We start from the raw sequence: 15,052 nt of genomic DNA on the forward strand, positions 1-15,052 counted from the left end.
CATGAATGACCGCGCCTGGATGGCAAGCCGCAAGGGATTGTTTTCACTGCAAAAGCAAGACGGCCGCTGGGCCCTGGGCCCAATTGCCTTTCTCGGCGAGCCGGTTTCCATGGTGCTGGCGGACCCACGCGACGGCGCAGTCTACGCCGCGCTGAACCTTGGCCATTTCGGTGTAAAGCTGCATCGCAAGGATGCCGGGACGGAGCGCTGGACTGAAATTGCCGCGCCGGCTTATCCCCTCAAGCCCGAAGACTCAAGCGATCCGGTCGACTGGAGCGTGAAATTCATCTGGTCGCTCGCTTGCGGCGGCGCCGACCAGCCCGGCGTCGTCTGGGCCGGCACCTTGCCGGGCGGTCTGTTCCGATCCAGCGACCGCGGCGAATCGTGGACACTCGTAAATTCCCTGTGGGATGCGCCCGAGCGCAGGGAATGGTTCGGCGGCGGCTACGACGTTCCGGGAATTCACAGCATTTGCGTCGACCCGCGCGACAGCCGCCATGTCCTGGTCGGCATTTCCTGCGGCGGCGCCTGGGTTACACATGACGGCGGCGACAGCTGGCGCTTGAGCGCAAAAGGCATGAGCGCCAACTACATGCCGCCGGAGCGCGTCGACGATCAGAATATTCAAGACCCGCATCGGATTGCCGGGGCCAGGGACACCCCCGATCAGCTTTGGTGCCAGCATCACAATGGCATCTGGCGCTCCAGCAATTTTGGCGCAGACTGGCAGGAAGTCAGCACCGCGCCTTTATCGAATTTCGGTTTCGCCGTGGCCGTGCATCCGGGCGACGGCAATACCGCCTGGTTTGCCCCGGCACAGGCTGACCAGGCACGCATCCCTTCGGATGCCGCCCTGGCGGTCACACGCACCACCGACGGTGGAAAGTCCTTCACCGCCTTGCGCAACGGCCTGCCGCAGCAGCATTGCTATGACCTGGTCTATCGCCATGGCCTGGCTGTGGCGGATGACGGACGCACCCTGCTGATGGCCTCGACTACCGGCAATGCCTGGCTGTCGGAAAACGGCGGCGACAGCTGGCAGGCCATTTCCAACTCCATGCCGCCGGTTTATTCGGTGTGCTTCGGCTAATCAGGCCTGCTATTTCTCTCGACGTAATGCGTGGGCACGATGTGCCCACGCACCGTCTTTCTTGCGTATGCGGCATCGATATCAACATAACAACGAAACATATCGATAGAGCAAAAAAATATTGGACGCATGGGCGGCCAGCCCCGATACTCTCGGGTCATCCGGTTTACGCGCCTTCTCGGGCTTGCCACGCTCTTGCCTCTCGCTTTACAGCAAGACACATACTTACTCCCTGATTACTCTATGAACATTTTTTCTTTCTGGTTCCGCATCCCCTTTTGGCAACGTGTGCTGGGCGGCTTCGTGCTGGGCGCACTGGCCGGCTGGCTGGTTGGCGCCCCTGCCGAAACCTGGTTCGGCCCGCTTGGCAAGCTGTATGTCACGCTGATCAAGATGATCGCCGTGCCGCTGGTTTTCTTTGCCGTCACCAACAGCATTTCCAGCTTGCACGGCATGAAAAGCGTTGCTGCATTGGGCGGCAAGACCTTCTTGTGGTTTGCCATCACAGCGGTGCTGGCGGTCGGCGTCGGCCTGCTGGTCGCCAATTTCACCAATCCCGGCCAGAACCTGGGCCAGCTCGCGATTGCCGCCGACTACACCGTGCGTGAGGTGCCGACGCCGATCCAGGTGCTGCTCGACGTGGTGCCGTCGAACCCGTTCAAGGCGCTGACCGAAGGCAAGATCCTGCAAGTGATTTTCTTCGCCGCGCTGCTCGGCATGGCGCTGGTCAAGCTGGGCGACAAGGTCAAGCAAGTGCGCGAGCTGATGGGCGAAGCCAGCAGCGCCATGATCCAGATCACCCGTTTTGTGTTGGAAATGACGCCGCTCGGCACCTTCGGCCTGATCGCCGCGCTGGTCGGCTCTTACGGTTTCGAGCGCCTGCTGCCGCTGGGGAATTTCGTCTTTACCTTGTACATCGCCTGCGCGCTGCACATCGTGGTGGTGTACGGCGGCCTGCTGCTCACGCACCGCCTCAACCCGGTCCGCTTTTTCCGCGGCGCCTTCCCGGCGATGCAAGTGGCCTTCACCAGCTCATCGAGTTTTGCTTCCATGCCGATCGCCCTGCGCAGCGTGGTGCATAACCTCGGCGTGAAACAGGAATACGCAGCATTCGCAGTGCCGCTCGGCGCCAGCATCAAGATGGACGGCTGCGGCGCCATCTATCCGGCGATCGCGTCGATTTTCGTGGCCCAGTATTTCGGCCTGCACCTGGACCTGTCGCAGTATTTCATCATCATGCTGGCTTCGGTGCTCGGCTCGTTCGGCACCGCCGGCGTACCCGGCACCGCGATCGTGATGGTGACGCTGGTGCTCAGTTCAGCCGGGCTGCCGCTGGAAGGCATCGGCTACCTGGTCGCCATCGACCGCATCCTCGACATGATGCGCACCATGACCAACGTTACCGGACAGATGCTGGTGCCGGTGCTGGTGGCGAAGGAAGAAGGCTTGCTGGACCTGGAAATCTACAATGCGGCCAACAGCGATGTCGGCCTCGACCAGAACAGCAACGCGGCTGCCTGATCCTGCGCCGGGCGGACACGCTATGCGCCCGCCCGGCTGTTTCCTTCAAGGCTCGCCTTCCCAGTAATCCAGGTCATTCGACTTACGCTGGATCACATCGAAAACCCGTTCCCCCCCGGCCTCCGCCATCGCCAGGAACTTGCCGGAATCGGGATATTCGCAGACCTCGGGCTGCTCCTTGGTGCTGATTGAAAGATACTTCAGCGGCTGGTCTGAAGTATTTACAAGCTGGTGCGGATATTCCGGGCCGGGCGGAATGAAGATCACGTCGCCGCTGCGCAGCGGCAGCATTTCCCCCGCCACCCGCAGCGTGCCGCTGCCCTCCAGGATGATAAACATCTCTTCCTGCGCGTAATGAAAATGATACGGGCAGGATATCTTGCCGGGGGCGACGATATCCACGCTGGCGCCCAGCTTGCGGGCCGCGCTGCCGGTGGCCAGGCGCGCGCACAGCGTGTCGTACATGGGTTCGCGCACCTGATGCTCCAGCGGCACGTCATTGAAGTTGCGGATCAGCCGGCGGCTTAAACTCTCTGCGTTTTCACTCATTTTTTCTCCGTTATGGCGGCGTCATGAACTGCGCCTTGCGCCTGCCCAGCAGAATACACGCAACTACGTTCCGCCGTGATTCCTCCCTGGTTTCCCCATGCACCGTTGCGGACAATCGCCAGGCAAAAATGGTGCAAAGCCGCATTTCCAAGCCATCCGCGCACCAGTTGCGCGCACATCCGATGGCACAAAATACACATCTCAAAAAAGAAAATAAATTTCCTTTACTTGCGATGTAAATGAAAATATATTTACACAAATTATAAAAATCAATCCAAGGGGCAGATGGTGCAACATTCCGCAATCACGGCATGGCAACGCGAAAGCGCGGTCGCAGCGCGCATAGGCAAAGCCTATCCGGAACTGTCGAAAGCGCACCGCAAGGCCGCCGATTATGTGCTGGCGAACGTGTTCCATACCGCCACCATGACCATCGACGAGCTGGCGGATGCAGTCGGCGTTTCGCTGGCGACGGCCAACCGTTTCGCCCATGCCTTGGGCTTCGACGGCTACCCCGCATTCCGCGCGGCGCTGGTGCTGGATTTCGCCTCGTCGCTGGCGCCGGTGGAAAAACTGCGCGACCAAGTGCTGCGCCCCGCCAGCAGCGCCGAAATCATGGCTGCCGCACTGAGGGCCGACATGCAGAACCTGGAAGCCACCCAGCGCGCCTTGTCGCCGGCGCATTGCGACCGGGCCGTCAGCATGATTCTCAATGCCGACCGGATCTTCATCATCGGCTTCGGCGCCAGCGCCTTTTTGGCCGGCATCATGGCGCATGCGCTGGAGCCGTATTGCCGCACGGTGCTGTCGGTGGCCGGCCCAGGCGGCCCTTCGCAGGCCGCGCGCCAATTCTTCAAGCTGGACCAGCGCGACCTGGTGATCGCGCTGGCCTTCCCGCGCTACGTCACCGATACCGTGACGCTGGCCGGCCGCGCCAAGGAACGCGCGGCGCCGGTGCTGGCGCTCACCGATGCGCCGACTTCGCCGCTGGTGCCGCTGGCCGACGTCACGCTGTACGCACAGACCGAGAGGCTGCTGTCGCCGACTTCGGATGCGGCGGCGCTGGCCCTGATCCAGGCGGTATGCGACGCCGTCGCCCACCGCGCCAACCGATCGGTGCATGCCGCCTCGAAGATGACTGAAGCCGTACTGCCGTGGCTGCATCATCCGGATGGCCGCACCCCCGACAAGGCTGGCAAATCCGTTTCCAAAAAATCTGCAGCGAAAGCGAAATAACGTGAACAACAGTACGACCATTCCCGGCGACATCGCCACCATCGCCATCCACGGCGGCGCCGGCACCATCTTGCGCAGCGCCATGAACACCTCGCAGGAACAGGCATACCACGACGCCCTGGCGGAAATCCTCGGCGCCGGCCAGAAGATCCTGGCCGCAGGCGGCAGCGCGCTGGACGCCGTCGCCTGCGCCGTCAGCATGCTGGAAGACTGTCCGCTGTTCAACGCCGGCAAAGGCGCGGTCTACACCCATGCCGGCACCCATGAACTGGATGCGGCGATCATGGACGGCGCCACGCTGGATGCAGGCGCCATCGCCAATGTCGGCCACGTGCGCAATCCGATACTGGGCGCGCGTGCGGTGATGGAACACAGCGAACACATCCTGCTGGTCGGCGCCGGCGCGGAAGCCTTCGTCGCCCAGCACGGCGTGGAACTGGTGGAGCCGGACTACTTCCATACCGAAGCCCGCCACGCCCAATGGCTGCGCGCGCGCGACCAGGAAGGCATGCTGCTGCTCGACCACGACGCTACCAGCAAGGCGGCCGAAATCGCCCCCATCGATCCTGACAACAAGTTCGGCACGGTGGGCGCCGTCGCGGTCGACATGCACGGCAACCTGGCGGCGGCCACTTCGACCGGCGGCATCACCAACAAGCGTGTCGGCCGGGTCGGCGACTCGCCGCTGGTCGGCGCCGGCTGCTACGCCAACAACCGCACCGCGGCGGTTTCCGCCACCGGCACCGGCGAGGCGTTCATGCGCACGGTAGCGGCCTACGATATTTCGGCGCGCATGGAATATGCCGGGCAATCCCTGGCGGACGCCGCCGAACAGGTGGTGATGGACCTGCTGCCACGGTATAAAGGCCGTGGCGGCCTGATCGCCATCGACGCCCAAGGCAACCTGGCATTGCCGTTCAATACCGAAGGCATGTATCGCGGGTACGCCAAGGTCGGCACGGCGCCGGTAACGGCGATCTACAAATGACGCAGCCAACCACAGGAAGCAATTCCATGAACAGACAAATCGGCCGTCGGGTGCTGACGGTGGAACAAATGAGCGTCGGCTTCACCACTTCCGAACGCAAGGTGGAAGCGGTGCGCAACCTGTCCTTCCATATCGACGCCGGCGAAACGCTGGCCATCGTCGGCGAGTCGGGCTCGGGCAAGTCGGTGTCGTCGCAATCGATCATGCGCCTGATCGACTACGGCGGCGGCCGCATCACCGGCGCCAGGATGAATTTCCAGCGGCGCGACGGCAGCACGGTAGACCTGGCCAGCGCCGACCAGAACACCATGCGCCACATCCGCGGTTCGGAAATCGCCATGATTTTCCAGGAACCGATGACGTCGCTCAATCCGGTGTTCACGGTCGGCGAGCAGATCGCCGAATCGATACGCCTGCACCAGGGCAAGAGCATGGCTGCCGCGCGCGCCGAGGCTTTGCGCATGCTGGAAACGGTGCGCATCCCGGAAGCGCGGCGCATCCTGGACCGCCATCCGCACCAGCTGTCGGGCGGCATGCGGCAACGCGTGATGATCGCCATGGCCCTGTCTTGCAAGCCGTCGCTGCTGATCGCCGATGAGCCGACCACGGCGCTGGACGTGACGATACAGGCGCAGATCCTGCAACTGATACGCGCGCTGCAGGATGAAATGCAGATGGCGGTGATCTTCATCACCCACGACATGGGCGTGGTGGCCGAGATCGCCGACCGGGTCGTGGTCATGTGCCGCGGCGAAAAAGTCGAAGAAAACAATGTGCATGCGATCTTCGAAGCGCCGCAGCATCCTTACACCCGCGCCCTGCTGGCGGCCGTGCCGCGCCTGGGTGCGATGCATGGCACCGACCTGCCGCAGCGGATTGCCATCGCCGGAGCAACGATCACAGCTGAAATGGAAGCGGAAGCCAAGCTGGTGCGCAGCATTCCAGGTTCAGATCCAGAGCAGCAGCCGCTGCTGAAAGTGCGCAACCTGACTACCCGCTTCGACGTCAAGAGCGGCATCTTCAGCCGCGTCAAGCAACGCGTGCATGCGGTGGAGCAGATCAGTTTCGACCTGTATCCGGGCGAAACGCTGGCATTGGTGGGTGAATCCGGCTGCGGCAAATCGACCACCGGCCGTTCGCTGCTGCGGCTGGTCGACATCACCAGCGGCAGCGTCGAATTCGGCGGCCGCGACCTGGCCAAGTTGCCGCGCTCGGAGCTGCGCTCGCTGCGGCGCGAAATCCAGTTCATTTTCCAAGACCCGTTCGCCTCGCTCGATCCGCGCCTGACAGTCGGCTATTCCATCATGGAGCCGCTGCTGGTGCATGGCCTGGCCGAAGGCGCGCAGGAAAAAGTCGCGGCGCTGCTGGAACGGGTCGGCTTGCTGCCGGAGCATGCGCAGCGTTATCCGCATGAATTTTCCGGCGGCCAGCGCCAGCGCATCTGCATCGCCCGCGCATTGGCGCTGAACCCGAAGATCGTGATCGCCGATGAATCGGTGTCGGCGCTGGACGTCTCGATCCAGGCCCAGATCGTCAACCTGCTGCTCGACCTGCAGCGGGAACTGGGGATTTCCTTCATTTTCATTTCGCACGACATGGCCGTGGTGGAGCGCATCAGCCATCGGGTTGCGGTCATGTACCTGGGGCAGATCGTCGAGATCGGCCCGCGCCGCGCGATCTTTGAAAACCCCCAGCATCCGTACACCAAGAAACTGATGGCGGCTGTGCCGGTCGCCGATCCGAACCAGCGTCATCGCCTGCGCGAGATGCTGCCGGAAGAAATTCCCAGCCCGATCCGCAATGTCGGCGATTTGCCGCTGGTCGAGCCGCTGAAACAGGTGGGGCCGGGACACTTTGTCGCAACCCATCGGATTTCAGCTGCTTTTTAACCGTTTGACCGTTGTTTTCTGCCTTATCTGCTTATTTATCTGTTTGTTTATCTTCGATGACTTTTTGACCCAGGGGAGTAACACATGCGCACTAATCGACATTTCGGAAAACTGCTGGCAGGCACCGCCGTTGCATTGACCGCCCAGTTTGCCGCCGGCCACGCTTTTGCCGCCAAGGACGTCACGCTGGCGGTCGCATCGACCTTCACCACGCTGGATCCGTACGACAGCAACGACACGCTGTCGCAGGCGGCGATCAAATCGTTCTACCAGGGCTTGTTCGGTTTCGACAAGGACCTGAAGGTAGTCAACGTGCTGGCCGACGGTTACGAAGTCAGCAAGGACGGCCTGGTCTACACCATCCGCCTGCGCAAGGGCGTCAAGTTCCAGGACGGCACCGACTTCAAGGCGGATGCGGTCAAGATTTGCCTGGAACGGGTCATCAACCCGGAAAACAAGCTCAAGCGCTTCAACCTGTTCAACCGCATTTCCAAGGTCGACATCGTCAACGACTATGAAGTCAAGATCACGCTGAAAGAGCCGTTCTCGCCGTTCATCAATACGCTGGCGCACTCTTCGGCCGCGATGATTTCGCCGGCCGCGCTGAAACAGTACGGCAACAAGGACATCGGCTTCCACCCGGTTGGAACCGGTCCGTTCAAGTTCGTCGAATGGAAACAGACCGACTACATGAAGGTCACCAAATTCGACGGCTACTGGAAAAAAGGCTATCCGAAGATCGACAGCATCACCTGGAAACCGGTGATCGACAACAACACCCGCAGCGCCGTGATGCAGACCGGCGAAGCGCAGTTCGCCTATCCGCTGCCTTACGAACAAGCCGAACTGCTGAAGAGCAAGCCCAACCTGGACCTGGTCTCGTCGCCGTCGATCGTACAACGCTACATTTCGATGAATACGCTGCAGAAGCCGTTCGACAATCCGAAAGTGCGGCAAGCGATCAATTACTCCATCAACAAGGAAGCGCTGGTCAAGGTTGCCTTCACCGGCTACGCCATGCCGCAGGACGGCGTGTTGCCGCAAGGCGTCGATTACGCGCTGAAGACCGGGCCATGGCCTTACGATCCGAAAAAAGCCAAGCAGTTGCTGGCTGAAGCCGGATATCCGAACGGCTTCGAGACTGAATTGTGGTCGGCCTACAACCACACCACGGCGCAGAAAATCATCCAGTTCGTGCAGCAGCAGCTGGCGCAGGTCGGCATCAAGGCCAAGGTGATGGCGCTGGAAGCCGGCCAGCGTGTGGAGAAAGTCGAAAGCGCACCGGTCCCTGCCAACGCACCGGTACGCATGTACTACACCGGCTGGTCGTCTTCCACCGGCGAAGCCGATTGGGGCCTGCGTCCATTGCTGGCTTCGGAATCGTTCCCGCCGAAACTGTTCAACACGGCTTACTACAAGAACGACAAGGTCGATGCCGATATCGCCAAGGCGCTGACGACCACCGACCGCATGGAAAAAACGGCGCTCTACAAAGATGCGCAAACCGAAATCTGGAAAGACGCGCCTTGGGCTTTCCTGGTCACGGAGAAACTCCTGTATGCACGCAGCAAGAACCTGAAAGGCGTGTATGTCATGCCTGACGGCTCCTTCAACTTCGACGAAATCGAGCTGAAATAATCATCCGCCAGGACGTCATCCCCGCGAACGCGGGGATCCACTTTACTGCAGGGCATTGCAAATAAGATGGATTCCCGCATTCGCGGGAATGACCCGGCAGAAGCGGAGATTGTCAGCAAATAGATTCTATCGCCGCAATTTGGCCAATTACCCGAGCACCCCATGTTTCCTTACGTACTAAAACGCCTGATGGGCCTGATACCGACCTTGCTGATCGTGGCGGTCATGGTATTTCTGTTTGTCCACCTGCTGCCGGGCGATCCGGCGCGGCTGGTGGCCGGACCTGAAGCCGACTCGCAGACAGTCGAGCTGATCCGCCAGGACCTGGGCCTGGACAAACCCATGCACGAACAATTCATCAACTATTTCAGCAAGGCCCTGCGCGGCGACTTCGGCACCTCCCTGCGCAGCAAGCGCCCGGTCAGCACCGAAATCGCCGAACGCTTCTGGCCCACGTTCTGGCTCACCGTCACCAGCATGGTGTGGGCGGTGCTGTTCGGCCTGGTCATCGGCATCGTCTCCGCTGTCTGGCGCAACGAGTGGCCGGACCGCCTGGGCATGACGCTCGCGGTATCCGGCATTTCCTTCCCGTCGTTTGCGCTGGGCATGCTGCTGATGGAATTGTTTTCCGTCAAGCTGGGCTGGCTGCCGACCATCGGCGCCGACAGCTGGCGCCACTACATCCTGCCGTCGCTGGCCCTGGGCGCAGCGGTGGCGGCCGTGATGGCGCGCTTCACCCGTTCCTCGTTCGTCGAAATCCTGCAGGAAGATTTTGTGCGCACCGCGCGCGCCAAGGGCCTGTCGGAAACCATCGTGGTGCTCAAGCATTGCCTGCGCAACTCCCTGATCCCGGTAGTCACCATGATGGGCCTGCAGTTCGGCTTCCTGCTGGGCGGCTCCATCGTGGTGGAAAAAGTGTTCAACTGGCCCGGCATGGGGCGCTTGCTGATCGACGCCGTCGAAATGCGCGACTACCCGGTGATCCAGGCCGAGATCCTGCTGTTCTCGCTGGAATTCATTTTCATCAACCTGGCGGTTGACGTGCTGTACGCCGTCATCAACCCAAGCATCCGTTACAAGTGAGGCCGTCCGTGTCTACTCCATCCAATCCCGTGGTTTCAGCCACAGCTGCAATTGCCGCCGCGCCGCTGCCGAGCACCATACGCACGCCCTGGAGCGAATTCTGGCGCAAGTTCAAGAAGCAGCACCTGGCGGTTGCGGCCGGCTGCTTCGTGCTGTTCCTGATCGTGGTGGCGATTGCCGCGCCCTGGCTGACGCCTTACGACGCCGAAAATTATTTCGACTACGACGCCCTGAACGCCGGGCCGTCGCTGGCGCACTGGTTCGGCGTCGACTCCCTCGGGCGCGACATCTTCAGCCGCATCCTGATGGGCACGCGGATTTCCCTGACCGCTGGCTTTTCGTCGGTGGCCGTAGGCGCCGTGGCCGGCACCCTGGCCGGCCTGATTGCCGGTTATTACGAAGGCTGGCCTGACCGCATCATCATGCGCATCTGCGACGTGCTGTTCGCCTTTCCCGGCATCTTGCTGGCGATCGGCATCGTGGCGATCCTCGGCAACGGCATGTCGAACGTGATTTTCGCGGTGGCGATTTTCAGCATCCCGACTTTCGCCCGCCTGGTGCGCGGCAATACGCTGGCGCTGAAGCACCTGACTTTCATCGAAGCGGTGCGCAGCATAGGCGCCAACGACCGTACCATCATCCTGCGCCACATCTTCCCCGGCACGGTGTCGGCAGTGGTGGTGTATTTCACCATGCGCATCGGCACTTCCATCATTACCGCCGCCAGCCTGTCGTTCCTCGGCATGGGCGCGCAGCCGCCGATGCCGGAATGGGGCGCGATGCTCAACGAAGCGCGTTCCGACATGATGACCGCGCCGCATATCGCGATCTTTCCCAGCCTGGCGATCTTCTTCACGGTGCTGGCGTTCAACCTGCTGGGCGACGGCTTGCGCGACGCCCTCGATCCTAAAATCGACAGACGATGACCCTGGACCTCCCTCACATAGGCAGATTGCCGGCCGGCCCGCTGAACGCCATCAGCGATGTCGCCGGCGTCACGGTCGGCCACGCCACGCTGGCGCACGGAGCCGTCCAGACCGGCGTGACGGTGATCCGCCCGCACGGCGGCGATCCGTTCCGCGACAAGGTGCCCGCCGCCGCGGTCGTGTTCAACGGCTTCGGCAAGAGCATAGGGCTGGTGCAGGTGCAGGAACTGGGAGTGCTTGAAACGCCGGTCGCGCTGACCAACACCATGTCGGTCGGCAGCATCGCCACGGCCCAGGTCATTTCGGCTATCCAGGCCAACCCGGAGATCGGGCGCAGCGAACCGACGGTCAATCCGCTGGTGTTTGAATGCAATGACGGCTACCTGAACGATATCCAGGCCATGGCCGTCAGTGCCGAACACTATCGGCAAGCGCTGGCCGGCGCCGCGCCTGAGTTTGAGCAAGGCGCGGTCGGCGCCGGGCGCGGCATGTCGTGTTTCGACCTCAAGGGCGGCATCGGTTCGGCTTCGCGCCATGCGAGCGCCGGCGGCATGCAATATTGTGTCGGTGCGCTGGTGCTGGCCAATTTCGGCAAGCTGGCGGCGCTGACGCTGGCCGGCCAGCATATCGGAAACGGACTGCGGCGTTTGCGGCAACCCACGCCAGAAGCACCCGAGATGGGATCGATCATCATGATCATTGCGACCGATGCGCCGCTCGATGCGCGCCAGCTGGGACGGCTGGCAACCCGCTGCGGCGTCGGCCTGGGCCGCACCGGCTCAGTCTACGGCCACGGCAGCGGCGACCTGGCGCTGGCGTTTTCCACGGCGCAGACCGTGCCTGCCCGCCCCGACAGCGCCATACGGCAGAGCGCTTCCTTGCACGACAACCTGCTCGACCCGCTGTTTGAAGCGGTGGTCGACAGCACCGAACAAGCCATCGTCAACGCGCTGTTTGCAGCACAAACCGTGACCGGACGCGACGGCCACCGGCGCTTGTCTCTGCGCGATGCCGCAGCCGGCCTGCCTTGATCCACCTGACAGAACATAATAATGAAAATCCTGATTTCCGTTGATATAGAAGGCGTCGCCGGTGTATTCCATCCGGAACAAACGCGCGCCGGCAATCCCGAATACGAACGCGCGCGGCGCCTGATGACGGCCGAAGCCAACGCCGTGATCGAGGGCGCGCTGGCCGGCGGCGCCAGCGAGATCCTGGTGAACGATTCGCACGGCGGTTTCCGCAACCTGCTGCCCGACTTGCTGCATCCCGCCGCCAGCGCAATCCTCGGCAAACCGCGCCTGCTGGGCATGATGAGCGGCGTCGACAGCGGCGTCGCCGGCGTGATGATGGTCGGCTACCATGGCCGCTCGCAAAGCCGCGGCATCCTGGCCCACACCATCAACAGTTTTGCTTTCTCGCGTATCTGGCTGAACGGGCAGGAGCTGGGCGAAGCCGGCATCTACGGCGCGCTGGCCGGCGAATTCGGCGTACCGGTGATCTTTGGCAGCGGCGACGATGTTTTTGTGGAAGAAAACCGGCCGCTGTTTCCGCACGCTACGCTGGTCAGCGTCAAGACCGCCGATGGCAGCAACAGCGGCACATCGCTGTCGCCGCAACGCGCGCTGAGCTTGCTGAGCGAGGGCGCCAAGGCCGCACTGGCCAATCTTGCCGCCGCGCGTCCCTTCATCTTGCCGCCAGCGATTACCTGCAGATTGCAGATCCAGAGCCCGGCGCTGGCCGACCTGTTCTGCCAGCTGCCTTTGCTGCAGCGGATCGACGGCGTCAACGTTGAATTCACTGCGCCGTCGGTGCAATACGCCGTCAGGATATTGAACAGCCTGTCGGCGATGTCATTCATGCTGCGTTAGCAGCCGGGCCTGTTTGCACTGCCGGTTTCTTCAGGGGCCGGCAAAACCAGGCGCCGGCCGCCAGCTGCACCAGCAAGGCAAGCGCCCACGCGGTCCGGTGCGCAACCGCCGCATAACTGCCGGTATCGTGCGGCCAGGCGTTGAGCAGCAAACCGAAGCCATACTGCACCACGAACGCGCCGGCGAAAATCGCCAGGGTCAGCCCGGTGCTGACGCGGCCGGCCAGGTGGACTGGAAACTCGCGCACCAGCGCCGCATACGACAGCACGCCCGAAGTACCCAGCAAGCCATACAAACCCCACGGCAGCCAGCCCGGCAAGGGTGCGCCGAGCACGATCAGCAGCTGCGCCAGCATGAACAGGAACATTCCTGCGCCGGCGGTCATGTGCAAGGAAATCCCGCGCTGCTGCAAACGGCGCGCCAGCCAGCCGGAACCAACCGCGCCCAGCACCATCGCCAGGCCGGCCAGCGCCACGATATTGGCTGCTGCGGCGGCCGGCAGCCGGCTGACGTCGCGCAGATACGGCCCGGCCCACAAGCCCTGCACGCCGAGAAACACGCCCTGGCTCGCCATCACAAAAGGCGCAGTGCGCCAGAACACCGCGCTGCGGAAAATGCCGCCGATATCGCGCAGCTGCGCCGCCAGGCTGCTTTTCGGGTGCAGCTCATCCTTTTCCGGCACCAGCGTAAACAGGGCCAGCACGATCATCAGGATCAACACCGTAACCACCACGAACAGCACGCGCCAGGTAGTGAGGCCCAAGGCCCAGGCAATCGGCGTCCCGGTGGCGACCGCGCCCAGGCCGCCGATGGCGTAGATGGCGCCGTTCATCAACGGCAAGTGGTCGTGCGGGAACCAGGCGACAATCGCCTTCAGGCCGGCCATCAGGCAGGCTGAGGTACCGATCCCCAGCAGCAGGCGGCCCACCAGCAGGCTGCCGAAGCCGTGGGCATTGGCCGACACCACAGCGCCAGCTGCGGCCAGCAGCAGCAAACAGGCCAGCACCCGGCGCGGACCGAAACGGTCCAGCAAAATGCCGAGCGGCAGCTGGCAGGCGGCGAATGCGAAAAAATACAGGCTGGTCAGCAGTCCCAGCTGGGCCGGAGACAAGCCCAGCTCGCTGCTGAGCAAAGGCGCCAGCGGCAGGTTGATGCCGCGCGCCAGGTAGGAAATGAAATAGCCCGAGGAAAATATCAGGAAAACACGGGTAGCGAGCTTCATGGTCGGTCACTCATCAAAAACAGGATATGACGATGGTAAAGAGCAAACTGCCCCAAGGCCAACGAAGTGTTTTATCCTTATATGTGAATGGAATTAACCGATTGACTGAAAAAATGCGTAAACACCTTCCTCGCCATCATGTTTGAACAACTGCCACCGACCCAGGCCTTGCGTGCGTTTGAAGCCGCCGCGCGGCTCGGCAACTATACCCGGGCCGGGGAAGAACTGCACCTGACGCACAGCGCCATCAGCCACCAGATCCGCGCGCTCGAGCAGCGCACCGGACGCAAGCTGTTCCAGCGCGAAGGCCGGCAGATGGTGCTGACCGACGGCGGCCGCCTGCTGGCAGGGGAAGTGCGGCAGGCGCTGCTGGCGCTGGACCGCGCCCTGCACATCGGCCAGGCCGAGCGCCGGCGCGCGGGGCAAGCATTGCGCGTCAGCGTGCCGCCATCGTTTGCCAGCGCCTGGCTGGTGCCGCGGCTAGCCGCGTTCCACCGGCAGCATCCGCATATCGACATCAGCTTGCGCACCAGCCACGAACTGAGCGAACTGGATTTCAGCGACGCCGACGTCGCCATCTGGTACGGCCGCGCCGGACACAAGAATTTCCGCTATCAATGCCTGCTGAAGGAAGTGATTTTCCCGGTATGCAGCCCGCGCTTCGCCGCCGGCCATCCCGCCATCACGCCGCAAGACCTGGTGCACCACCCCTTGCTGCGCTTTGCCCACCATGGCGGCTGGGAGCCGTGGTTTGCCGCCGCCGGCATCAGGCAAGGCGAACCGCCGAGCGGCCCGGTGTACGACGACCCCATGCACCTGCTGGACGCCGCCGCTGCCGACCAGGGCATCGCGCTGGCGCGCAGCTGCCTGGTGCGCAACCATCTGGCCGACGGCCGCCTGGTGCGGCTGTTCGATATCACCGCCCCGGCCCGCGGCAATTACTTCTCGGTTTCGCCCTTCGATACCGAAAAGGCAGCCACCATCGCCGAGTTCCAGGACTGGCTGGGTGCAATCTTGTCAGACTCAATAGAATAAAAAT

The 15,052-nt window shown here is 62.6% G+C and carries 14 protein-coding genes; 12 read left to right on the forward strand and 2 right to left on the reverse strand.

The genetic code is table 11. The features are described from left to right. Window position 1: 1 nt before the first annotated feature. Both AC07RZ_RS10590 and AC07RZ_RS10595 read left to right on the forward strand, forming a co-directional pair. Window positions 2–1,090, forward strand: a complete 1,089-nt coding sequence (locus AC07RZ_RS10590) for a WD40/YVTN/BNR-like repeat-containing protein (protein WP_494667910.1) — start codon at window positions 2–4, stop codon at window positions 1,088–1,090. Between the two features lie 243 nt (window positions 1,091–1,333). Further along, window positions 1,334–2,611, forward strand: coding sequence for a dicarboxylate/amino acid:cation symporter (locus AC07RZ_RS10595; protein WP_494667911.1), 1,278 nt, complete (start codon window positions 1,334–1,336; stop codon window positions 2,609–2,611). Window positions 2,612–2,656: 45 nt separating this feature from the next. Here the strand turns inward: AC07RZ_RS10595 and AC07RZ_RS10600 are convergent, their stop codons facing one another. Next, window positions 2,657–3,160: a cupin domain-containing protein gene (locus tag AC07RZ_RS10600; RefSeq protein ID WP_144739839.1), complete on the reverse strand. Its 504-nt coding sequence runs from the start codon at window positions 3,158–3,160 to the stop codon at window positions 2,657–2,659. Between the two features lie 23 nt (window positions 3,161–3,183). Between AC07RZ_RS10600 and AC07RZ_RS10605 the strand changes: the two genes are divergently transcribed. The 9 genes from AC07RZ_RS10605 to AC07RZ_RS10645 all read left to right on the forward strand — a co-directional run bounded on the left by AC07RZ_RS10605 (window position 3,184) and on the right by AC07RZ_RS10645 (window position 12,791). Then, complete coding sequence (locus tag AC07RZ_RS10605; protein WP_494667912.1) at window positions 3,184–3,399, forward strand: hypothetical protein; 216 nt, start codon at window positions 3,184–3,186, stop codon at window positions 3,397–3,399. A gap of 46 nt (window positions 3,400–3,445) precedes the next feature. After that, window positions 3,446–4,396 (forward strand): MurR/RpiR family transcriptional regulator, encoded by a 951-nt coding sequence (locus AC07RZ_RS10610; RefSeq protein ID WP_494667913.1) that lies wholly within the window; start codon window positions 3,446–3,448, stop codon window positions 4,394–4,396. 1 nt (window position 4,397) lies between these two features. After that, a complete protein-coding gene (locus AC07RZ_RS10615; RefSeq protein ID WP_494667914.1) occupies window positions 4,398–5,384 on the forward strand; it encodes an isoaspartyl peptidase/L-asparaginase family protein in 987 nt (328 codons plus the stop codon). A 26-nt stretch (window positions 5,385–5,410) separates the two neighbouring features. After that, window positions 5,411–7,273 carry a dipeptide ABC transporter ATP-binding protein gene (locus tag AC07RZ_RS10620; RefSeq protein ID WP_494667915.1) on the forward strand — a complete coding sequence of 621 codons (1,863 nt, stop codon included), beginning with the start codon at window positions 5,411–5,413 and terminating at the stop codon, window positions 7,271–7,273. Between the two features lie 84 nt (window positions 7,274–7,357). Beyond that, window positions 7,358–8,911: a glutathione ABC transporter substrate-binding protein GsiB gene (gene gsiB, locus AC07RZ_RS10625; RefSeq protein ID WP_494667916.1), complete on the forward strand. Its 1,554-nt coding sequence runs from the start codon at window positions 7,358–7,360 to the stop codon at window positions 8,909–8,911. A 162-nt stretch (window positions 8,912–9,073) separates the two neighbouring features. Beyond that, window positions 9,074–9,994, forward strand: coding sequence for a glutathione ABC transporter permease GsiC (gene gsiC, locus AC07RZ_RS10630; protein ID WP_494667917.1), 921 nt, complete (start codon window positions 9,074–9,076; stop codon window positions 9,992–9,994). Next, the gene (gene gsiD / locus AC07RZ_RS10635) at window positions 9,991–10,920 is read left to right on the forward strand and encodes a glutathione ABC transporter permease GsiD (RefSeq protein WP_494667918.1); all 930 of its coding nucleotides are present in this window, start codon (window positions 9,991–9,993) and stop codon (window positions 10,918–10,920) included. The genes gsiC and gsiD overlap by 4 nt, the downstream gene beginning before the upstream one ends. Then, entirely contained in the window at window positions 10,917–11,951 is a 1,035-nt protein-coding gene (locus AC07RZ_RS10640; protein WP_494667919.1) for a DmpA family aminopeptidase, read from the forward strand. The genes gsiD and AC07RZ_RS10640 overlap by 4 nt, the downstream gene beginning before the upstream one ends. 21 nt (window positions 11,952–11,972) lie before the next feature. Continuing rightward, on the forward strand, window positions 11,973–12,791 hold the full coding sequence (locus AC07RZ_RS10645; protein ID WP_144739856.1) for a M55 family metallopeptidase: 819 nt from the start codon (window positions 11,973–11,975) through the stop codon (window positions 12,789–12,791). On the opposite strand, the gene AC07RZ_RS10650 is transcribed toward AC07RZ_RS10645, so the two are convergent. Further along, complete coding sequence (locus tag AC07RZ_RS10650) at window positions 12,778–14,013, reverse strand: MFS transporter (RefSeq protein ID WP_494667920.1); 1,236 nt, start codon at window positions 14,011–14,013, stop codon at window positions 12,778–12,780. The genes AC07RZ_RS10645 and AC07RZ_RS10650 overlap by 14 nt on opposite strands. 138 nt (window positions 14,014–14,151) lie before the next feature. Between AC07RZ_RS10650 and gcvA the strand changes: the two genes are divergently transcribed. Continuing rightward, window positions 14,152–15,048 (forward strand): transcriptional regulator GcvA, encoded by an 897-nt coding sequence (gene gcvA, locus AC07RZ_RS10655; protein WP_144739862.1) that lies wholly within the window; start codon window positions 14,152–14,154, stop codon window positions 15,046–15,048. Window positions 15,049–15,052: the final 4 nt, after the last annotated feature.

It is taken from the genome of Collimonas sp. GW821-FHT07E08 (assembly GCF_059418905.1).